19 protein-coding genes and 1 pseudogene are annotated in these 20117 nt (G+C 75.4%); 10 read left to right on the forward strand and 10 right to left on the reverse strand.

What is annotated here, in order from left to right:
- Positions 1-79 precede the first annotated feature (79 nt).
- From IF73_RS39945 to IF73_RS0130645, 5 genes and pseudogenes are all read right to left on the reverse strand, one after another.
- A pseudogene (locus IF73_RS39945) lies at positions 80-295 on the reverse strand (SDR family oxidoreductase); the annotation flags it as partial.
- Positions 296-389: 94 nt separating this feature from the next.
- Positions 390-872, reverse strand: coding sequence for an NUDIX hydrolase (locus tag IF73_RS0130630; RefSeq protein ID WP_031013756.1), 483 nt, complete (start codon positions 870-872; stop codon positions 390-392).
- Positions 873-912: 40 nt separating this feature from the next.
- Positions 913-2526, reverse strand: coding sequence for an apolipoprotein N-acyltransferase (gene lnt, locus IF73_RS0130635; RefSeq protein ID WP_031013758.1), 1614 nt, complete (start codon positions 2524-2526; stop codon positions 913-915).
- 101 nt (positions 2527-2627) lie between these two features.
- Complete coding sequence (locus IF73_RS0130640) at positions 2628-3185, reverse strand: hypothetical protein (protein WP_031013759.1); 558 nt, start codon at positions 3183-3185, stop codon at positions 2628-2630.
- 73 nt (positions 3186-3258) lie between these two features.
- Positions 3259-4056 carry a glutamate racemase gene (locus IF73_RS0130645; protein ID WP_031013760.1) on the reverse strand — a complete coding sequence of 266 codons (798 nt, stop codon included), beginning with the start codon at positions 4054-4056 and terminating at the stop codon, positions 3259-3261.
- 58 nt (positions 4057-4114) lie between these two features.
- On the opposite strand from IF73_RS0130645, the gene IF73_RS0130650 reads away from it, so the two are divergent.
- The 5 genes from IF73_RS0130650 (at position 4115) to IF73_RS0130670 (ending at position 10329) form a co-directional block, all read left to right on the forward strand.
- Positions 4115-5329 (forward strand): glycosyltransferase, encoded by a 1215-nt coding sequence (locus IF73_RS0130650; RefSeq protein ID WP_031013761.1) that lies wholly within the window; start codon positions 4115-4117, stop codon positions 5327-5329.
- A 316-nt stretch (positions 5330-5645) separates the two neighbouring features.
- Entirely contained in the window at positions 5646-6161 is a 516-nt protein-coding gene (locus tag IF73_RS0130655) for a DUF6643 family protein (RefSeq protein WP_031013762.1), read from the forward strand.
- 54 nt (positions 6162-6215) lie between these two features.
- Positions 6216-7040 (forward strand): MOSC domain-containing protein, encoded by an 825-nt coding sequence (locus IF73_RS0130660; protein WP_031013764.1) that lies wholly within the window; start codon positions 6216-6218, stop codon positions 7038-7040.
- Between the two features lie 84 nt (positions 7041-7124).
- Positions 7125-7733: a hypothetical protein gene (locus IF73_RS0130665; RefSeq protein ID WP_031013765.1), complete on the forward strand. Its 609-nt coding sequence runs from the start codon at positions 7125-7127 to the stop codon at positions 7731-7733.
- A gap of 166 nt (positions 7734-7899) precedes the next feature.
- Positions 7900-10329, forward strand: a complete 2430-nt coding sequence (locus IF73_RS0130670) for a right-handed parallel beta-helix repeat-containing protein (protein ID WP_031013766.1) — start codon at positions 7900-7902, stop codon at positions 10327-10329.
- Here the strand turns inward: IF73_RS0130670 and IF73_RS0130675 are convergent.
- Positions 10299-12623, reverse strand: a complete 2325-nt coding sequence (locus tag IF73_RS0130675; RefSeq protein ID WP_031013767.1) for a hypothetical protein — start codon at positions 12621-12623, stop codon at positions 10299-10301. The two genes, IF73_RS0130670 and IF73_RS0130675, sit on opposite strands and share 31 nt — an antisense overlap.
- A 135-nt stretch (positions 12624-12758) precedes the next feature.
- Here IF73_RS0130675 and IF73_RS0130680 point away from each other — a divergent pair, with 135 nt between their 5' ends.
- Genes IF73_RS0130680 through IF73_RS0130690 form a run of 3 tightly spaced genes read left to right on the forward strand, consistent with a single transcriptional unit; the run spans position 12759 to position 14607 of the window.
- A complete protein-coding gene (locus IF73_RS0130680; protein ID WP_031013768.1) occupies positions 12759-13577 on the forward strand; it encodes a DeoR/GlpR family DNA-binding transcription regulator in 819 nt (272 codons plus the stop codon).
- Entirely contained in the window at positions 13574-14032 is a 459-nt protein-coding gene (locus IF73_RS0130685) for an SRPBCC family protein (RefSeq protein WP_031013770.1), read from the forward strand. The genes IF73_RS0130680 and IF73_RS0130685 overlap by 4 nt, the downstream gene beginning before the upstream one ends.
- Positions 14033-14088: 56 nt before the next feature.
- On the forward strand, positions 14089-14607 hold the full coding sequence (locus tag IF73_RS0130690; protein ID WP_031013771.1) for an SRPBCC family protein: 519 nt from the start codon (positions 14089-14091) through the stop codon (positions 14605-14607).
- On the opposite strand, the gene IF73_RS0130695 is transcribed toward IF73_RS0130690, so the two are convergent.
- Positions 14549-15676: a PLP-dependent cysteine synthase family protein gene (locus tag IF73_RS0130695; protein ID WP_031013772.1), complete on the reverse strand. Its 1128-nt coding sequence runs from the start codon at positions 15674-15676 to the stop codon at positions 14549-14551. The two genes, IF73_RS0130690 and IF73_RS0130695, sit on opposite strands and share 59 nt — an antisense overlap.
- A 195-nt stretch (positions 15677-15871) precedes the next feature.
- On the opposite strand from IF73_RS0130695, the gene IF73_RS0130700 reads away from it, so the two are divergent.
- Both IF73_RS0130700 and IF73_RS0130705 read left to right on the forward strand, forming a co-directional pair.
- Positions 15872-16189, forward strand: coding sequence for a hypothetical protein (locus IF73_RS0130700; RefSeq protein ID WP_031013773.1), 318 nt, complete (start codon positions 15872-15874; stop codon positions 16187-16189).
- Between the two features lie 190 nt (positions 16190-16379).
- Positions 16380-16958 (forward strand): ATP-binding protein, encoded by a 579-nt coding sequence (locus tag IF73_RS0130705; RefSeq protein ID WP_078868348.1) that lies wholly within the window; start codon positions 16380-16382, stop codon positions 16956-16958.
- A 4-nt stretch (positions 16959-16962) separates the two neighbouring features.
- Here IF73_RS0130705 and IF73_RS0130710 read toward each other — a convergent pair whose 3' ends face one another.
- The 3 genes from IF73_RS0130710 to IF73_RS0130720 all read right to left on the reverse strand — a co-directional run bounded on the left by IF73_RS0130710 (position 16963) and on the right by IF73_RS0130720 (position 19937).
- Positions 16963-17730 (reverse strand): methyltransferase, encoded by a 768-nt coding sequence (locus tag IF73_RS0130710; RefSeq protein WP_031013775.1) that lies wholly within the window; start codon positions 17728-17730, stop codon positions 16963-16965.
- A gap of 176 nt (positions 17731-17906) precedes the next feature.
- A complete protein-coding gene (locus IF73_RS0130715) occupies positions 17907-19133 on the reverse strand; it encodes an ROK family protein (protein WP_031013776.1) in 1227 nt (408 codons plus the stop codon).
- Positions 19134-19220: 87 nt separating this feature from the next.
- The gene (locus tag IF73_RS0130720) at positions 19221-19937 is read right to left on the reverse strand and encodes a TetR/AcrR family transcriptional regulator (RefSeq protein ID WP_031013777.1); all 717 of its coding nucleotides are present in this window, start codon (positions 19935-19937) and stop codon (positions 19221-19223) included.
- Positions 19938-20117: the final 180 nt, after the last annotated feature.

Below are 20117 nucleotides of genomic sequence, written 5' to 3' on the forward strand. Positions count from 1 at the left end.
GATACCCGGCGGACCTGTGCCCGCACCAGCCCTGTGGACGGTCCCTGTGGACGACTCGTGTCGGGGGCGGCGGGTCCTCGTGGGCGGCCCAGCCGCCGTCGGGGGTGAGGGAGGTGCCGGTGGCGAAGGACGCCTGCGGGCTGCAGAGGTAGGCGACGGCCGCGGCGACCTCCTCGGGTTCGGCGAGCCGCTTCGGCGCCGAGTCGGCGAGCAGGACCTCGGCGAGGACCCGGCCCTCGGGGATGCCGTGGGCGGCCGCCTGGTCGGCGACCTGCCGTTCGACGAGCGGGGTGCGGCCACGGAGGTCGAGGGCGAGGGCGGCGGGGGTGCTCATGCTCCGGGCCCTACGAAGGGGCCGTCTCCGCACCGATGTGCGTGCGGCCCCTCCTTCAGCCGGCCTGTGTGGTGCGGAACCATGTGGGTTCGTCGACGAGCGCCTTCTCGATCCGGCGATGGGAGAAGCGCTTCATCTCGGGGAGCGCGTCGACCTCGAACCAGCCGACGTCGGTCGACTCGTCGTCGTTGACCCGGGCCTCGCCGCCGACGGCCCGGCAGGCGAAGGCCACGTCCAGGTACTGGCAGACGTCGCCGTTGGGGTAGACGACGGGCTTGCGCAGGGTCTCCACCATGAGCACCCGCTCGGGCACGCAGACCACCCCGGTCTCCTCCTCGACCTCGCGCACCGCGCAGTCCGCGGGCTGCTCGCCGGGTTCGACGATGCCGCCGATCACGGCCCACATCCCGTTGTCCGCGCGCCGTCCGAGCAGGATCCGGCCCCGGTCGTCCAGCACGACGGCGCTGACGCCGGGCAGGAAGAGCAGCTGGTGCCCTGCTGTCTTGCGGATCTCTCGGATGAAGTCAGGGGTAGCCATGCGGTCGACCCTAGATCATCCGCCGGGGCGGTCCCGGGGCTCAGGCCCGGGTGCGCCGGGCCCGTACGGCACGGGCCGCGGCCCAGCCGAGTCCGGCGGCGGCGACGGCGGCGAGCAGGGCCTCCGGGAGGGTGCCGAGCCGGGTCGCGGGGGTCTGGGTGGACCGCAGCGGCACCTCCTCGACCAGGTAGTCCGGGGTGAACATCGCCGTCCGGGAGACGATCTCGCCGTCGGGGCGGATCACCGCGCTGACGCCGCTGGTGACCGGGACGACGACCGCGCGGCTGTGCTCCACGGCCCGCACGCGCGACATGGCGAGCTGCTGGTAGGTCATCTCGCTGTGGCCGAAGGTGGCGTTGTTGCTGGGGACGGTGAGCAGCTGCGCCCCGTGGGTGACGGTGTCGCGGACGGCCCAGTCGAAGGCGGCCTCGTAGCAGGTGGCGAGGCCGACCCGGGTGCCGGCGAGGTCGAAGACGCCGACCTTGTTCCCGGGGCCGAAGTCGCGCGCCACGCGGTCGACGTTGCTGTTGAAGAGGCGGACGACCGAGCGCATCGGGATGTACTCGCCGAAGGGCTGGACGTGCCGCTTGTCGTAGGTGGCGACGGGTCCCTTGCCGGGCTCCCACTGGATGAGGGTGTTGCGGAGCTTGCCGGTGGGCGGGGAGATCACGGCGCCGATGACGGTGGGGGCCTTGACGGCCTCGACGGCGCCCTCGATGACGGCGGCGGCGTCGGGGTTGGCGTAGGGGTCGATGTCGGAGGAGTTCTCCGGCCACAGGACGAAGTCCGGCTGGGGCTTGGTCCCGGCCTTCACCTCGGCGGCGAGTTCGCGGGTCCGGGCGGCGTGGTTGTCGAGGACCTGGCGGCGCTGGGAGTTGAAGTCGAGGCCGAGGCGGGGCACGTTGCCCTGGATGGCGGCGACGGTGGCGGTGCCGTCCTCGGGGGCGTCGCTGACGAGCGGCAGGGCGGCGACCGCGCCGGTGACCGGGACGAGGACGGAGAGCGCGGCGGCGGCGAGCGGTCCGCGCGGGACGGTGCCGGTGGCGCGGTGGAGGCGGACCAGGCGGACCGCCGCGTAGAGGCCGAAGCCGCACAGGGCGACCGCGTAGCCGAGCACCGGGGTGCCGCCGACGGCGGCGAGGGGCAGGAAGATCCCGTCGGCCTGGCCGAAGGCGACCTTGCCCCAGGGGAAGCCGCCGAAGGGCACGCGCGCGCGTGCCGCCTCGCCGAGGATCCAGACGCCGGCGGCGAAGACCGGCCACCACGGCAGCCGGGACACGGCGGCGATGCCGAGTCCGGCGGCGGCGACGAAGAGGGCTTCGATGGCGGCGAGGGCGAGCCACGGCACCGGGCCGACCTCTTCGCCGGTCCAGACGAGGAGCGGCAGGAGGAAGCCGAGTCCGGCGAGGTAGCCGAGGCCGAAGCCGGCGCGGAGGCGCCGCCCGTCCAGGCTCCAGCCGAGCAGGGCGAAGGCGGGCAGCGCGAGCCACCACAGGGGGCGCGGCGGGAAGCTCAGGTAGAGCAGGACGCCGGAGAGCAGGGCCGCTCCGGGGCGGGCGAACCGCGCGGCCTGGCCGAAGCGGCCCGGCCGGCCGTCGGTCGCGGGCGTGTCGTCGGCGGCTCCGGCCGCTTCGGGGGTGATGGTGGTGCTCACCTTGCGGAGTGTACGGGGCGTGCCTGTTGACGCCTGGTCCGGCACGTGGGGGCCGGGCGCCGCGCCCGGTCCGCTCGGCCCGTCCCACGCGCGCGTGCCCGTCAGGCGCCGGTGGGGGTCTGGGGCGGGGTGGGGTGGCGGAGGTGGCCGCGGATGGAGTCGACCGCTCCCTCGGCGCCGTCGACGGTGACGGTGAAGGTGCGGCCGTCGGCGAGCCGGAGCACCAGGCCCTCGCCGCGGCGGACGACGACGGCGGTGCCGCGGTCGGGGCGCCAGCGGTAGCCCCAGCCGCCCCACTGGCGGGGGGTGACCGTGGGGGCGTAGTCGGCGTCGACGACCTCGGTGAAGGGGATGGTCCGGCGGGGGACGCCGATGTGGCCGCAGCGGACCTCCATGGCGCGGTCGTCGACGCGGACCTCCACGTGGACGAAGGCGAGGGTGCCGAAGAGGACGAGGAGTCCGGCGGCGACGCAGCCGACGACGGCCATGACGAGGGCGGCGATGCCGGAGGTCCAGGGGGATTCGACGGCGAGGGTGATCCCGAGCGCCATGCAGGCGGCTCCGGCGCCGGCGGCGATCCACTGGAAGCGGTTGGTCGCGCGGCCGGTCCAGACGGCGGGCGGGGGCCCGTCGGCACGCTGATGCCCGGATTGCCTCATATCGGGAAGAATACCCAGGCGTGCCCGTTTCAGCGCGCCGGAGCGGAGCCGTTCGGCTACCCGGGGTGAGGGGTCAGAGCGAGGGGGCGGGCGCGGCGGCGATGAGCCGGCCGGCGGCGTAGTCGAGGGCGGCGGCCGGGAGGGGGCCGGGGCGGCCGCTGAGCAGCACGGAGAGGGTGCCGGTGGGCTCGGCGGCGGGGGTGGGCTCGGCGCCGATGCGGCGGAGGGCCTGGGCGACGACGGCGTCGGCGGAGCCGTGGAAGACGAGCGGCGGCAGGCCGGGGCGGCGGCGGGGGGCCAGGGCGGCGAGGATGCGGTCCTCGACGAGTTCGTAGTGGGTGCAGCCGAGGACGAGGGCGCGGATGTCCGGCGGGGTGAGCGCGGCGGCGGCGGCGACGGCGCGGTCGACGGCCTCGGGGTCGGCGTGCTCGACGGCGTCGGCGAGGCCGGGGCAGGGCACCTCGGTGACCTCGGCGCCCGCGGCGAACTCGCGGATGAGTCCCCGCTGGTAGGGGCTGCCGGTGGTGGCGGGGGTGGCCCAGATGGCGACCTTGCCGCCGGCCGCGGCGGCCGGCTTGATCGCGGGCACGGTGCCGATGACCGGGATGTCCGGTTCGAGGGCGGCGCGCAGGGCCGGGAGGGCGTGCACGGTGGCGGTGTTGCAGGCCACGATCAGCGCGTCCGGCCGGTGGGCGGCGGCGGCGCGGGCGACGGCGAGGGCGCGTCCGGTGAGGTCCTCGACGGTACGCGGTCCCCACGGCATGCCGTCGGGGTCGTTCGAGAGCAGCAGCTCGGCGTCCGGGCGCAGCCGGCGCACCGCGGCGGCTGCCGGGAGGAGGCCGATTCCGGAGTCCATGAGCGCGATCTTCACCCGGTCACCCTAGCCGATGGGCCCGGTGTCCCCGGCGTTCTGGGGCAGACTGCGGCGAATGAGCACCCTTGCCTGGTTCGCGTGCGTCTCCCTGGCCGTCTGGGTCTGGCTGCTGTTCGGCCAGGGCTTCTTCTGGCGCACGGACCAGCGCCTGCCGCGGCCCGGCCGGCGCCACGCGCGCGGGGAGGCGGAGGACTGGCCCGGCGTCGTGGTGGTGGTGCCCGCGCGCGACGAGGCCGGGGTCCTGCCGCTGAGCCTGCCGTCGCTGCTGGCCCAGGACTATCCGGGCCGGGCCGAGGTGATCCTGGTCGACGACGGGAGCGCGGACGGGACCGGCGGGCTCGCCGCCGAGCTGGCCGCGCGCCACGGCGGGCTGCCGCTGACGGTGGCGTCGCCGGGGGAACCGGGGCCGGGGTGGACGGGGAAGCTGTGGGCGCTGCGGCACGGGATGACGCTGGCACGCGCGCGGGGGCCGGAGTTCCTGCTCCTCACCGACGCGGACATCGCCCATGAGCCCGACAGCCTGCGCCGGCTGGTGGCCGCCGCGCTGGACGACGACCGGGACCTGGTGTCGCAGATGGCGCGGCTGCGGGTGGCCAGCCCCTGGGAGCGGCTGGTGGTGCCGGCCTTCGTGTACTTCTTCGCCCAGCTCTATCCGTTCCGCTGGATCAACGCGGCCCGGCCGCGGGCGACGGCGGCGGCCGGGGGCTGTGTGCTGGTGCGGACGGAGACGGCGGTGGCGGCCGGGGTGCCGGACGCGATCCGTGCGGCGGTCATCGACGACGTGGCGCTGGCGCGGGCGGTGCGGGCGGCCGGCGGCAGGATCTGGCTGGGGCTGGCCGAGCGGGTGGACTCGGTGCGTCCGTACCCGGGGCTCGGGGAGCTGTGGCGGATGGTGACGCGGAGCGCGTACGCCCAGCTCCGGTACAACCCCCTGGTGCTCCTGGGGACCGTTGCGGGTCTGGTGCTGGTCTACGCGGTGCCGCCGGCCGCGCTGGTGGCGGGGCTCGCGTCCGGGGACGCGGCGGCCGCGTGGGCGGGCGGGGCGGCGTGGGCGGTGATGGCGGGGACGTACGCGCCGATGCTCCGGTACTACCGCGTGGCGGCCTGGACGGCTCCGCTGCTGCCGTTCACCGCTCTGCTCTATCTGTCGATGACGGTGGATTCGGCGGTGCGGCACTACCGGGGCCGGGGCGGGGCGTGGAAGGGGCGGGTGTACTCGGGAAGCGGCGCGGCGAACGGCGGTGAATTCGCTTCCCGACACGGGGAGTAACGCGGCGAATTCGGCGCGTGCGCGGCGCCGCCTTGAGTGCCGGATTGACGATTCGACATACCCAAGATCACTTCTCCCCCTCCTTCCGGTCGCCTTTTCTTTATCCGTTCTTCATACCGGGCGCACCTCTCGGCTGCGCGGGCGCCGACCCGCCGGTAACCCCCTCCCAGCTCGGGTTTTACGCGATCTTGGGACTGGGGGCTGCCCGTTTTTGACGTGTTCGCTCGGGTTGGGGATCCGGAACCGTCAGAAGCCTGTCAAAGAAGGTGTTGAGCAGGCTCCCCAATCGGCAGATCGTGGGCTTAACTTATGTGCCATGACCTCCCCCCGCTCCAGCTATGGAGGCGGTTACCAGACCGCGCCGTCCTTCCCGGACACCCCTATCTACGACTCCCTGGTCGCGGAGCGGGGCACGCCTCAGATCGCCCCGATCCGAGTGCCCGCCGCGTACGAGGCCCCCGTCGGCTACCCGGCCCCCATGCCGACCGGTTCCTACCTGCCGGCGCTGCCGGCGGCGCTGCCCGCCCTCCCGTCGGCGCCGTCGCCCCAGCCGGCGCCCGCGTACCACGGTGGCGGCGGGTACGGATACCCGCAGCCGGCCCCGCAGATGGCGCCCGCGCCGCTGCAGCCGGCACCCACGCCGTACATCCCGCAGCAGCCCGCGCCGCCGCGCGGCTACCCGGGGGGTCCGGTCCCGCAGCAGCCCCGCCCGATGGCCACCGGCTACGAGGCGATGCGCCCGGCGGCGCCGCGCCCCGCACCGGCGCCGGTCCCGGCCCCCGCGCCGTACCAGGACCCGTACAACCGCCCCTACCAGGGCGGCGGTTACTGACGGACGACGCGGCCCGGGCCGCACCGGGGTCGGAGCGGCTGGCAGGATGAGGGCATGTCTGATCCCGTCCTCCGCTCCGTCCACGTCCATCCGGTGAAGGCCCTCCGCGCGCTCGACCGCGCGGAGGCCGAGGTGCAGCCCTGGGGCCTCGCGCACGACCGCCGGTGGGCGGTCGTCGACGCCACGGGCACGGTCATGACCCAGCGCCGCCATCCGCGGCTCGCCCTCGCGGCGGCCGAACCCCTCCCGGACGGCGGCCTGCGGCTGACCGCGCCCGGCCGTGAGCCGCTGCTGGTCCCGGTGCCGGAGCCCTCCGCCACGCTCACCATGGACATCTTCGACAAGGCGGTGGAGACGGTGCCCGCCGGGGAGGCGGCCGCCGCCTGGTTCTCCGCCTATCTGGAGACCGACGCGCGGCTCGTGCACCTGGACGCGCCCGAGCACCGGCGCCCGATCAACCCGAAGTACGCGCTGCCCGGCGAGACCGTCAGCCTCGCCGACGGCTACCCGCTCCTCGTCACCTCCAGCGCCTCCCTCGACGCTCTCAACGCGCTGATCGGCGAGGGCGACCACGCCCACGAGGGCCCGCTCCCCATGAGCCGCTTCCGGCCCAACCTCGTCGTCGACGGCACCGAGGCGTGGGCGGAGGACGGCTGGACCCGGCTCGCCGTGGGCGACGTGACCTTCCGGGTCGCCAAGCCGTGCGGACGGTGCGTCGTCACCACCACCGACCAGACGACCGCCGCGCGCGGCAAGGAGCCGCTGCGGACCCTCGGCCGGCACCGCAAGCTGAACGGCAAGCTGGTCTTCGGCCAGAACCTCGTCCCCGAACAGCGCGGCACCGTCCGCGTCGGCGATCCGGTGAAGATCCTCGACTGACCGCCGGCCCCGCCCGCTCGACAGGCGAACCGGGCGCCCCGCGGGCACACTCGTCCATGGAGCGACGAGCGAGAGGGTTCCGGCATGCGCGCAGTCACCGGACTCTGGCGCTGGCGGCACAATCCGCTGCGCCGGACGACGGACCTGGTCGAGGCGTGGGTGGCACTCGCCGCCGCCGTCCTGCTGTGCGTGGCGGTGCCCGTGGCCGGCTGGACGGTCGGCGGCTCCGCGCAGCACTCCCTCCAGCGCGCGGTCCAGACCCAGCAGCAGGGGCGCGTGGCGACCACGGCCCGGGTCCTGCGGACCGCCCCCACGCCGCGCGCCGCCGCCGCGTCGGGCGAGCAGGCGGCCGAACAGCGGTTCCGGCGCGCGGTGGTGGCCCGCTGGACGGCCCCCGACGGCACCGCCCGCACCGGCACCGTGACGACCTCCCGGGCCGACGCCACGCCGGGCGACACCTTCCCGCTCTGGACCGACCGGGACGGCCGTCCCGTCACCGCCCCGCTGGCCCGTGAAACCGCCCGGGCGCACGCCTTCGTCGCCGGCCTGACGGCGGCCGTCCTGGCCGGACTCGGCGTGGAGCTCGTCCGACGGCTCGTGATGCGGCGCCTCCGCCACCGCCGTTACGCGCGTCTCGACCGCGCGTGGGCGTCGGTCGGCCCCGACTGGGGGCGCACCGGCACCGGCAGCTGACCCCGACCGGAACCCGAGCCTCCGCACCCCGTACGGGTGCGGCTCGACGACCCGTCAACCCCGCGCCCCCTCGCGCGCTACGGTGGGGCATCGGATCCACCGTCCAGAAGATTGGATCCAAGATCCGGTTCAGCGTCGACGCACGAGGCGGGGGCAGAGCACACCCATGGCACAGGGCACGGTCCAGGTGACGCACACCGGCACGTCGCGGTGGCGGCGCCGCACGGGCGAGTACGCCTCCCTCGCCGCCGCGCTGGAGGCCGCCGGTGACGGCGACATCCTCACCGTCGCGCCCGGCACGTACCGCGAGAACCTCGTCGTGACCCGGGCGGTGACCCTGCGGGGGCCGGAGGACGGGTCGGGGCCGGTGCGGATCGCGCCGCCGGACGGCGTGCCGCTGACGCTGCGCGCGTCGGCGATCGTGCAGGACCTGCACATCGAGGGCCAGGACGTGGCGGCGCCCGCGCTGCTCGTCGAGGACGGCACGCCGGAGCTGCTCGACCTCAGGATCATGACCCGCTCGGCGGCCGGGATCGAGGTGCGCGGCCAGGCCCGCCCGACCGCCCGCCGCTGCACGGTCGACAATCCGGCCGGGGTCGGCATCGCCACCGTCGACGGCGCCGGCGGGGTCTTCGAGGAGTGCGAGGTCGTCTCCGCCGGACAGGCCGGGGTGTCGGTGCGCGGCGGCGCCCACCCGCGCCTCGAGCGCTGCCGGGTGCACCACGCCTCGGGGGCCGGGATCGCGGTCACCGGCGAGGGCAGCGGGCTCGAGGGCGTCGGCTGCGAGGTGTACGAGATCAAGGGCGCCGGGCTGCAGATCGCGGCCCGGGGCAGCGCGCACCTGGTGGACTCCACCGTCCACCGCACCTCCGCCGACGGCGTCACCCTGGACACGGACGCCGTGCTGACGCTCTCCGACTGCGACATCCACGACGTGCCGGAGAACGCGGTGGACCTGCGGTCCCGTTCGGTGCTCACGCTCACCCGGTCGACGGTCCGCCGGTTCGGCCGCAACGGCCTGTCCGTCTGGGACCCCGGCACGCGCGTGGACGCCCACCAGTGCGAGATCCACGACAGCACCGGCGACTACCCGGCGGTGTGGGTGAGCGACGGGGCGAGCGCCGTCCTCGACGCGTGCCGGGTGCACGACGTGCCGGACGCGCTGTTCGTGCTGGACCGCGGCTCCCGGGTGGACGTGGTGGACAGCGACCTCACCCAGGTGCGGAACACCGCCGTGTCGGTGAGCGACGGCGCCACCGCCCAGCTCGACGACTGCCGGATCAGGGAGGCGTCCACCGGGGCGTGGTTCCGCGACCACGGCAGCGGCGGCACGCTCGCCAACTGCACCGTGGACACCGTGCAGACCGGTGTCATCGTCACCAAGGGCGCCGACCCGACGGTCGAGCGCTGTGTGGTGACCTCGCCCGCCGAGGCCGGCTTCTACGTGTCGGCGGAGGGCCGCGGCACCTTCCTCGGCTGCCGGGTCACCGGCAGCGGCGGCTACGGCTTCCACGTGATGGACGGCTGCCGGACCGTGCTGCGCCGCTGCCGGACCGAGCGGTGCGCGCGCGGCGGGTACGAGTTCCCCGAGGACGGGCCCGTGGCCGAGGACTGCACCGGCGACGAGAGCGCCGTGCGCACCCCGCCGGCCCCCGAACCGGTCGCCCCGGCCCAGGTCCTGACGGACGGCCGGCACTCCCCCGGCCTGCTCGGCGCGTTCCCCCCGCCGCGTACCACCACCCCGGCCGCGGCCCCGGCGCCGGCGGCCGCCGCGGTGCCCGCGCCCCGCTCCTCGGAGGACGTGCTCGGCGCGCTCGACGCGCTGGTCGGCCTGGACAGCGTCAAGCACGAGGTGCGGACGCTCACCAACATGATCGAGGTCGGCCGGAAGCGGCAGGAGGCCGGCCTGAAGGCCGCCTCGGTCCGCCGCCACCTCGTCTTCACCGGCAACCCCGGCACCGGCAAGACGACCGTCGCCCGCCTCTACGGCGAGATCCTCGCCTCGCTCGGCGTGCTGGAGCGCGGGCACCTGGTGGAGGTCTCCCGGGTGGACCTGGTGGGCGAGCACATCGGCTCGACCGCGATCCGCACCCAGGAGGCGTTCGACCGGGCGCGCGGCGGCGTGCTGTTCGTCGACGAGGCGTACGCGCTCTCCCCGGAGGACTCGGGCCGGGACTTCGGGCGCGAGGCGATCGACACGCTGGTGAAGCTGATGGAGGACCACCGGGACGCGGTGGTGGTGATCGTCGCCGGCTACACCGCCGAGATGGAACGCTTCCTGACCGTCAACCCCGGTGTGGCGTCCCGCTTCTCACGGACCATCAGCTTCGGCGACTACACGCCCGAGGAGCTGCTGCGGATCGTGCGGCAGCAGGCGGACGAGCACGAGTACCGGCTCGCGGAGGGCGCGGACGACGCCCTGCTCACGTACTTCGAGAAGCTGCCGAAGGGCCCGGCGTTCGGCAACGGGCGGACGGCGCGCCAGACCTTCGAGTCGATGGTCGAGCGGCACGCGGGCCGGGTCGCGGTGCTCGCCGAGGCGAGCACCGACGACCTGACCCTGCTCTACCCGGAGGACCTGCCCGAACTCCCCTGATCCGTGGGCTCGCCGGCGCGCTGCCGGGGCAGCGCGGGCGGCAGCCGGTCGAGGAGCGCGGCCCGCCGTTCGGCGAAGGCGGGGTCGGCCTGGTAGTCGGAGTGGCCGAGGACCGGTTCGGGCAGCGGGTGGACGCGGGTGCGTCCGTACGCGACGGGGTCGCGCAGCGCCGGGGCGTCGACGCCGGGCCGGCCGTCCTCCGCCGGGACGCGGACCGGGCCGCCGATGGGGTCGGTGGCCCGGTGCAGGTTGGTCCAGCAGTGCACGGCCCGGTGCAGGCCGCGCAGCGCGTCGGGGCCGAAGTAGGCGGGGAACCAGCGCCCGTAGAGCCGTTCCAGCGGGGAGCCGTAGGTGAGCAGGGCGACCCGGGCGCGGGTGGCGGACGGCAGCTGCCAGACCGCCGCGGCGGCGAGGACGCTGCCCTGGGAGTGGCCGGAGATGACGAGCCGGCCGCCGGTGTGCCCGGTCCAGGAGCGCATCCGCCAGGTGAGGTCGGGCACGGCCCGCTCGGCGTAGCAGGGCGGCGCGAAGGGGTGGGCGGCACGCGGCCAGAAGGTGCCGACGTCCCAGAGGATGCCGATGGTGCGGCGGGCGGAGGCGTCGCGGTAGGCGCGGCGGCCCCAGGTCACGAAGAGCAGGAAGCCGAAGCCGATCATCCAGGAGCCGAGCGCCTGGGTGGTGGTGGCGAGCCCCGCGACGGCGGGGTGCGCGTCGGCGAAGGCGCGGCCGGGGACCTCGCCGCTCGCCCACGCGCCGGCGACGGAGGCGGCGCCGAGGAGCAGGGCGGTGCCGGCGACGACCCCGACGAGGACGGGGGCGGAGTCGGTGAGCGAGGCGCGGGCGCGGCTCGCGGCGATCTGGCCGGTACGGACCGGGTCGGGGCGTTCGTCGGCGTAGTCGGCCTCGACGGCGCCCCGCAGCCGGCGGGTCGCGAGCGCGGTGCGGACGCCGAGCAGGGCGGCGGGTGCGAGCAGCAGCAGGAGCAGGACGGGGATGACGGACGCCTGCCAGCTGAGGAGGACGGGCGGGCCGGTCAGCCGGGCCGGGTCGGCGGATCCGTCGAGCCGGTCCGCGACCCACTGGGCGACGCCGCCGGACATGACCCCGCCCAGCGCGCAGGCGAGCACGGCGGTGGCGGGCCCGCCGAGTCCGGCGAGGGCGGTGCGGGGGTCGCGCCGCGGGCGCTGGAGCAGCAGGGCGACCGCGCCGAGGGCGACGACGAGGCCGCCCTGGGCGAGGGTGAGGACACCGAAGACGGCGTTCCCGGGAAGGGTGCCGGTGGAGGTCCAGCCGGGCCGGTCCCAGGCGGTGTGCACGGCGGTCAGCGCGAGGAGCCCGGCGGCGAGGGCCGACAGGCGGGTGAAGACGGCGCTGTCGACGCGCTGGTCGAGCCGGCGCTCGCTGCGGCCCCGGCCGCAGACCGACCAGAGCACCAGCGCGGCGCAGGCCACCAGGGCGGCCCGCAGGGCGAGTCCGGTGGCGGCGAGCGCGCCGGTGTCCTGGCGGGCGGGGGCGGCGGCGAGGGCGCCGGCGACGGTGAGGAGACCGGCGGCGGTGTGCGCGGCGCGCAGCCGGGCGACGAGCCGTCTGCCGTACCAGAATCCGGGCCGGCCGAGCGCGGGCCCCGGGTCGGCGGGCGGCACGGGGGTGACGGGGTGGTCGTCCGTGGGCGGGCGCTGGGCCTCGTACGCGCACCAGGTGCGGCGGGAGAGGTACCAGAGGAGGGTGACGAGCGCGGTCGGGAGGACGGCGGCGAGAGCGAGCCTGCGGCCGGGTCCCGACCACCAGCCGCCCCGGTCGGCGGCGAGGAAGCCGAGCCAGGCGCGTCCGTCGGCGCAGCCGGCGGTCCCGGCGCACTGCCAGGCCGTCAGGTCGAGGGCGACCTCGCAGACGGCGGCCGTGAGCAGGACGGTGAGGGTGAGGGCGAGCAGCCGGACGAGCACGCCGTAGAGCCGGACGAGGCCGGGCCGGCCGACGGCGGGCGGCCGCATCCAGTGGGCGAGGTTGACGACCATGAACGGCAGGAGCAGCAGCCACAGGGCGCGGGCGCCGTCGCCCGAGGTCAGGTTGGACCAGACGTACGCCTCCGGTACCGGCCGGGCCGCGTACCGGTCCGGGTGGTCCTCGGCGTCGAGGTCGTCGGCGCGGCGGTGCACGGCGGCGGTCTCGTCGCCGGTGACCCGCACGGTCCTGGGGTCGTCCAGCATGGACTGGGGGGAGGCGCCGCCGACGCCGTGGACGAGGAGTTCGAGCGCCGCGCCACCGTGCTCCGGGGCGGGTGTGGCAGGGGACACTTAGGAGTCTTCCTCTCGTGGGTGGGAGGATGCGACGTCGGCTCCAGGATCGCGGACGACCGTGCGCCCGCGCACGGCCTCTCACCGAATCCGGCAGCCATTCCCTCGTCTCCTGCGGAAGGACCGGCCCCGACGGTGACTGACAATCAGAACCTGCTCGCGGAGCAGCGGCGCGCCCTGATCCTCGACGAGGTGCGGCGGCGCGGCGGCGTCCGGGTGAACGAGCTGACGCGGCGGCTGGGCGTCTCCGACATGACGATCCGCCGTGACCTGGACGCGCTGGCCCGGCAGGGCGTGGTCGCGAAGGTGCACGGCGGGGCGGTGCCGGTGGCGGAGCCGAGCACCCACGAGCCGGGTTTCGAGGCGAAGTCGGCGCTGGAGCCGAGCGCGAAGGACGAGATCGCAGGGGCGGCGGCGGCGCTGGTGCCGCCGGGTTCGGCGATCGCGCTGTCCGGCGGGACGACGACGTACGCGCTGGCCCGTCGGCTGCTGGACGTGCCGGACCTGACCGTGGTGACGAACTCGGTCCGGGTGGCGGACGTCTTCCACGAGGCGCGGCCCGCGGCGGGCGAGGGCCGGCGGGCGCCGACCGTGGTGCTGACCGGCGGGGTGCGCACGCCGTCGGACGCGCTGGTGGGGCCGGTGGCGGACCGGGCGGTCCGCTCGCTCCACTTCGATCTGCTGTTCCTCGGGGTGCACGGGCTGTCGGTGGAGGCGGGGCTGTCGACGCCGAACCTGGCGGAGGCGGAGACCAACGGCTGTCTGATCCGGTCGGCGCGCCGGGTGGTGGTGGTCGCGGACCACACCAAGTGGGGGACGGTGGGCCTGAGTTCGTTCGGGACGCTGGACGAGGTGGACACCTGGGTGACGGACCGGGGCATGGCGGCGGAGGTGCGGGCGGAGGTCGCGGAGCACGTACCGGGTCTCCTCGTGGCCGGCGAGACGGCGGCGTGAGCCGGTTCCGGGTGGTGCGGAGCGCGCCGCTGGGGCCGGAGGAGGCGTGGCGGCGGCTCACCGACTGGCCGGCGCACGGCCGGCAGGTGCCGCTGACCCGTACGACGGTCCTGACGCCCGGCCCGAGCGGGCCCGGGACGCGGTTCACCGCGCGCACCGGGCTCGGCCCGCTGGGCTTCGACGACCCGATGGAGGTGGTCCGCTGGGAGCCGCCGCGCGGGGACCGGCCGGGGGTGTGCCGGCTGGAGAAGCACGGGCGGCTGGTGCGCGGCTGGGCGGAGATCGAGGTGGAACCGGCGGCCGGCGGCGTGCGGGTGGTGTGGACGGAGGAGCTGGCGGTACGCGGAGTGCCGAAGGTCCTCGACGGGGTGCTGGCGCGGGCGGGCCGGATGGTGTTCGGCCGGGCCCTGGACGGGCTGCTCACCCCGCACCGCTCGAACGGGCTTACGTCTTGACGGCGTGTCAGCTAGGGTGCTTGCTCCCATCCGATCCCCTCGGGGAGGTCCGGTCCATGCCACGCCGACTGCGGCCGGTGGAGCTCGACTTCACCGCCGTCGCGCCCGTCCGCCTCGCCTTCGAGGCCATGCTCCAGGCACCGCCCCCGGCCGTCTACCGTTCGATAGCGGTGGAGGTGGGCAGCCTGCCCGCCTGGTTCACCCCGGTCGCGTCCGCCGTCCCCTTCGACGACGGGGCGCGCCGGACGATCCGGCTGCGCGGCGGCGTCCGGTTCGAGGAGACGATCCTGGCCGCCGAGCCGGACCTCCGCTACGCCTACCGCGTGGACCTCACCAACGCCCCGGCCGTGTCCGCGCTGGCCGAGGAGTGGGCGCTCTCCCCGGAGGGGCCGGGGACGCGGCTGCGCTGGACGATGGCGGCCGACGGCCCGACCCCGTTCCGCGCCGGTCTGCGGCTGGCGTCACCGGGGCTGGGCCTGTCCTTCCGCCGGGCGGCGGCCGCGCTGGACCGGCGGCTCACTCCGGCCAGACGCCCGTCGCCAGGAAGCGCTCGACAGCAGCGGCGTACGGGGTGATGTCGAGGCCCTGCTCCGCGAGCCAGGCGTCCGAGTAGTACTTGTCGAGGTAGCGGTCGCCGGGGTCGCAGATGAGGGTGACGACGCTGCCGGTGCGCTCCTCGGCGACCATCTCGGCCACGATCTTGAGGGCGCTCCACAGGCCGGTGCCGGTGGAGCCGCCGGCCTTCCGGCCGATCGCGGTCTCCAGGGCGCGGACGGCGGCGATGCTCGCCGCGTCCGGGACCTTCATCATCCGGTCGACGGCGCCGGGCACGAAGCTGGGCTCCATCCGGGGCCGGCCGATGCCCTCGATGCGCGAGCCGCAGTCGGCGGTGGCGTCGGGGTCGTGGCGCACCCAGCCGTCGAAGAAGCAGGAGTTCTCCGGGTCGGCCACACAGATCCGGGTGTCCTGCTGGGTGTAGTGGACGTAGCGGGCGATGGTGGCGGAGGTGCCGCCGGTGCCGGCGGTGGCGACGATCCAGGCCGGTTCGGGGTAGCGCTCCAGCCGCAGCTGCTGGTAGATCGACTCGGCGATGTTGTTGTTGCCGCGCCAGTCGGTGGCCCGCTCGGCGTAGGTGAACTGGTCCATGTAGTGGCCGCCGGTGCGGGCCGCGAGCGCCGCCGACTCCTCGTACATCGAGCGCGGGTCGTCGACGAAGTGGCACTGCCCGCCGTGGAATTCGATGAGCCGGCACTTCTCGGGGCTCGTGGTGCGGGGCATCACGGCGACGAACGGGACGCCGATGAGCTTCGCGAAGTACGCCTCGGAGACGGCGGTCGAGCCGCTGGACGCCTCGATGACGGGCTTGCCGGGGCGGATCCAGCCGTTGCAGAGCGCGTACAGGAAGAGCGAGCGGGCGAGCCGGTGCTTGAGGCTGCCGGTGGGGTGGGTGGACTCGTCCTTGAGGTAGAGGTCGATGCCCCACTTCTCGGGGAGCGGGAAGCGCAGCAGATGGGTGTCGGCGGAGCGGTTGGCGTCGGCCTGGACCTTGCGGACCGCTTCCTTCAGCCAGGCGCGGTAGGCCGGATCGCTGCGGTCGACGTCCACGGTGGCCGTGGCCCCGACGGTGTGGGGGGTGGTGCTCAACGGTCTCTCCTCGCTGTCCCTGCCGGGGCGGAGCCCGGCCTTCCCACCCTCGACGATACCGCTCTCACCTGGGCAAACGTTCCCTTTGACGCCCCATAGGAACGCCTTGGGGAACGCCCGTACGACGGTCCCTGGTGCCCGCGGCGACGGCCCGGCACACTGGGAGGGACGGGCAGACGGAAGGGGTGGACCGGCATGACGGAACCGGAGTTCAGCGCCAGGGGCGTACGGATCGCGCGCTGGCCGCGCTCGCTCACCCGGGCCGGGGAGGTCCGCATCGAGGACGGCCGGCTCGCGCTGCTGACGAGTTACGGCTCCGAGATCGACAGCGCGCCGGTGAAGGCGGTGCGGGCGGGCCGCCCGTGGTTCGCGAAGGGCGACGAGACGGTGGCGCGGGTGAACGGCACGCGGTACCGCCTCACCATGGACGGCGCCGGGGAGGACGACGACCGGGACGTCGAGCAGGCGGGCCGCTTCCTCGCCGCGCTGAAGCGGGCGGCCGGCGGCCGCTGACGGCCGGCCCGGGGCGCTGACCTGGGGAAGCTCGCGGCGGGTTGCGGGGCGGTGACGGCTGGTTCACGCTGGAACCACCTCACTGAGGGTCGATCGGCGGTGACACCGCGCACAGCGCGCCGCCACTGCCGTACCGCATGACAGATCCGAATCTCCGTCTTCTTCAGGACTACTTCGGGGAGTCGCAGCCGTGATCAGCGAGCCGAGCAGGTATTACGCGGTGGAGCTCCATGCCCTGCCGCCGCGGATCGGACAGATCCGCAGGATCGTCGCCGCCCATCTGCGCCATTGGCAGCTCGACGACTTGGTCGATCCCGTCGGACTGGGAGTGACCGAGCTGTTGACCAATGTGCACCGCCATGCGCAGCCCGACAAGGAGTGCACCGTCGAGCTGGAACTCCTGCTCGACCGGCTGACCGTCTCGGTCCGGGACAACGACCCCCGGATACCGGTGGCGTCGGAGGCGGCCGTCGAGGACCTGTGGGACGGGCCGGACGCGCTCGCCACCTCGGGCCGCGGCCTCGCCATCGTGGGGGCGCTCAGCGACAGCTGGGGCGTCCGCCCGCGCGGGGTGAGCGGCAAGGTCGTCTGGTTCACCCTCACCGCCCCGCCGTGCGCCGGCGGTCTCGCGGTCACCGGCGCCGAGGCCGGACGGGGCTTCGGGCTCGTGCCCCTGGCACCGGTCGTCTCGTACAGCCGGCTCGCGGGCGTGCCGCTGAGCACGCCCGCGGAGGCCCCGGCGCTCGCGGCGAGCGGGGCCCGGGCCTGAGGGCTCAGGCCGTGGCCACCAGCGTCAGGTAGGCGATGCCGAGGACGTTCCGGTAGCCGTTCAGCCAGCTCGACCGCTGCCGGTCGACCCGCTCGCGGGTCTCGGCCGCCAGCGGGTGGTCCGGGTGGGCGGCGAGCCACAGCTCCGTGTCGTACCGGTAGCCGGACTCGAACGCCTCCCACTCGTCGCGGCCGGCCGTCTCGATCCACACCGGGCGGAAGCCGGCCTCGATCGCCAGGTCGACCAGGCCGCCCAGCGAGAGGTGGTCGCCGGTGGCGGCGCCGGGCCACATCCCGGCGAGCTCCGTCTCGGTCGGGGTCCGCTCCCAGAAGCCCTCGCCGAGCACCACCAGACCGCCGGGCCGGACGAGCCGGCGCAGCTCGCGCAGCGCCTCCGCCGGGTCGTGCACCTCCGGGTCGCACAGCGCCTGGCTGGAGCCGAGGCAGAGGATCGCGTCGACGGGGCCGCGCTCGGTGCCGCGCGCGGACTCCTCCACGAAGACGGAGCGGTCGGCGAGACCGCGCTCCGCGGCGAGCGCGCGGCCCCGGGCGAGGTCCTCGGCGTTGATGTCGATGCCGATGCCCTTCGCCCCGGGCACCGCGTCGAGGACCCGGAGCAGCAACTCGCCCCAGCCACAGCCGATGTCGAGGACGTCCGCGGGGCCGGCGTCGGCGATCCGGCGGACGAGGCTCTCGGCCCGCTCCTCGGAGAGCGGGCCGTGGAAGGTGAGGCTGCCCAGGCGGGGCGGGAGTGGGGCGTCGGAAGTGATCATGGACGGCGAGGCTACCGGCCCGGGCGGGCCCCGCGCAGCCGTTTTCGCGCACGCGTTCCCCGGAAGCACGCGTTCCCTGGAAGGACGTGCCCTCCGGAAGGACGTGCTCTCCGAAAGCACGCGTTCCGTGGAAGCCGTCTTCCCTGGACGAAGGCGGAACTGCGCGCCGCCCCGGGTCAGACGGTGGCGCCGCCGAGGGCCGCCAGCGGGTCGTCGAGGACCGGCTGCCAGGCCAGTTCGGCCGCTCCCACCAGGCTGTTGTGGTCCAGGGTGCAGGGCAGGATCGGGACGCCGCCGCTGCGGCCCCACAGGCTGCGGTCGGCGACGACCGCGCGCAGCCGCTCCGGATCGGCGTCGAGCAGCTCGCGGTGGAGGCCGCCGAGGATGATCCGGTCCGGGTTGAGGATGTTCACCAGCCCGGCCAGGCCCAGGCCCAGACGGTCGATCAGCTCCGCCACCGCGGCCCGCACCCCCGGGTCGTCCGGTGCGTTCCTGAGCAGGTCGCGGGCCTGCTGGAGCAGGGACACCTCCGGACCCGGCGCCCGCCCGGCGACCGTGAGGAAGGCCAGCGGGTCGGTCTCGACGTCCAGGCAGCCGCGGCCGCCGCAGTGGCAGGGGCCGCCCTCCGGATTGACCGTCAGATGGCCCACCTCCAGGGCCAGGCCGGCGCTGCCCGTGTGGAGCCGCCCGTCGAGGACGAGCGCCCCGCCGACGCCCCGGTGCCCGGTGGCCACGCAGAGCAGGTCGCGGGCGCCGCGCCCGGCTCCGTGCCGGTGCTCGGCGAGCGCGGCGAGGTTCACGTCGTTGCCGGTGAAGGCCGGGCCCTCGACGCCGGCGTCCCGGATCCGGTCGGCGAAGATCTCGCGGACCGGCGCGCCCGCCGGCCACGCCAGGTGGAGCGGATTGAGCGCCGTGCCCTCGGGCTCGGCGACCGCCGACGGCACGGCCAGACCGGCGCCGACGCAGCGCCGCCCGGACTCGCGGAGCAGTGCGGCGCCCGCGTCCACGACGGCGCCGAGGACCTGCGCCGGGTCGGCCGAGACCGTCACCTTGCCGGGGACGGTGGCGACGACGGTGCCGCCGAGGCCGATCAGCGCGGCCCGGAAGCCGTCCGCGTGGACCTGCGCGGCGAGCGCCACGGGGCCCTTCTCGTCAACCTCGAGCCGGTGCGAGGGGCGTCCCTGGGAACCGGCGGCGGCGCCCGGGTTGGAGTCGACCCGGATGAGCCCGAGGGCCTCCAGCTCGGCGGCGACGGCTCCGGCGGTGGCGCGGGTGACGCCCAGCTCCGCGGTGAGGACGGCCCGCGTCGGCGCCCGTCCGGTGTGCACCAGCTCGAGCGCGGGACCGAGCGCGCTCCGCCCCCTGTCCAGCCGAGTACGCGTCGTCGTCGCCTTGCCGTTCATGCGCCCGAGTCTGCCATGATCGGGGCCGCCCGCCGGACCCGCTCCGGGGTCACGGCCGAGGACCCGACCGGGGGCGCGCGGGCGAGGTCACGGCCGGGGGCGCGGGTGCGGCAGCAGGCCGACCTCGCGGCCGAGGCGTTCGGCGGCGGTGGCGAAGAAGGCGTCCCGGTCCTCGACGATCCTGTTGAACTGACCGAAGACCTCGAACGAGACCAGACCGAAGAGCTGCGCCCAGGCGAAGACGAGGGCGACGGCGAGCGCCGGCGGCAGGTCGGCGGCCAGATCGGCGGCGAGCCGCTCCGCCTCCGGGGTGAGGCTGTCCGGCAGCCGCGGCAGCGCGACGCCCTCGTCCTGGTAGGCGGCGCGGGCGGTCGCCACGAGCAGCAGGCCGACGCGGGCGGCCGGGGCCACCGTGTCCTGGGGCGCGGTGTAGCCGGGGACCGGCGAGCCGTAGATCAGGGCGTACTCGTGGGGGTGGGCGACGGCCCAGCCGCGCACGGCGCGGCAGACCGCGCTCCAGTGGGCGAGGTGGTCGCGGGGCGCGGCGTCCACGGCGGCGGCGTGGGCGGTCTCCGCGGCGGCGCCGACGGCGTCGTACGCGTCGATGATGAGCGCGGTCAGCAGCTCGTCCCGGCTGGGGAAGTACCGGTAGAGCGCCGAGGAGACCATGCCGAGCTCGCGGGCGACGGCGCGCAGCGACAGCTTGGCGGCGCCCTCGGCGGCGAGCTGCCGGCGGGCCTCGTCCTTGATGGCGGCGGTGATCTCGATCCGGGCGCGGGCCCGGGCTCCTTGAACGGTGGTCATGGAGAGCAGTCTGCCACGGTTCAGAGCGCCGCACCGAAAAGAGAGCGGTGCTCTTGCTTGTGGGCGTCGAACCGTGCAGACTGTTCTCAAGCGAGAGCAGTGCTCACGATTCAGGGAAGCGATACGAATCGAGAGCGGTGCTCACGGCCACCCGTCGCCCCGCCCGCCCAGCCCCTTCAC

The organism is Streptomyces sp. NRRL F-5727, assembly GCF_000719555.1.
In the GTDB taxonomy this organism is placed as follows: Bacteria; Actinomycetota; Actinomycetes; order Streptomycetales; family Streptomycetaceae; genus Streptomyces.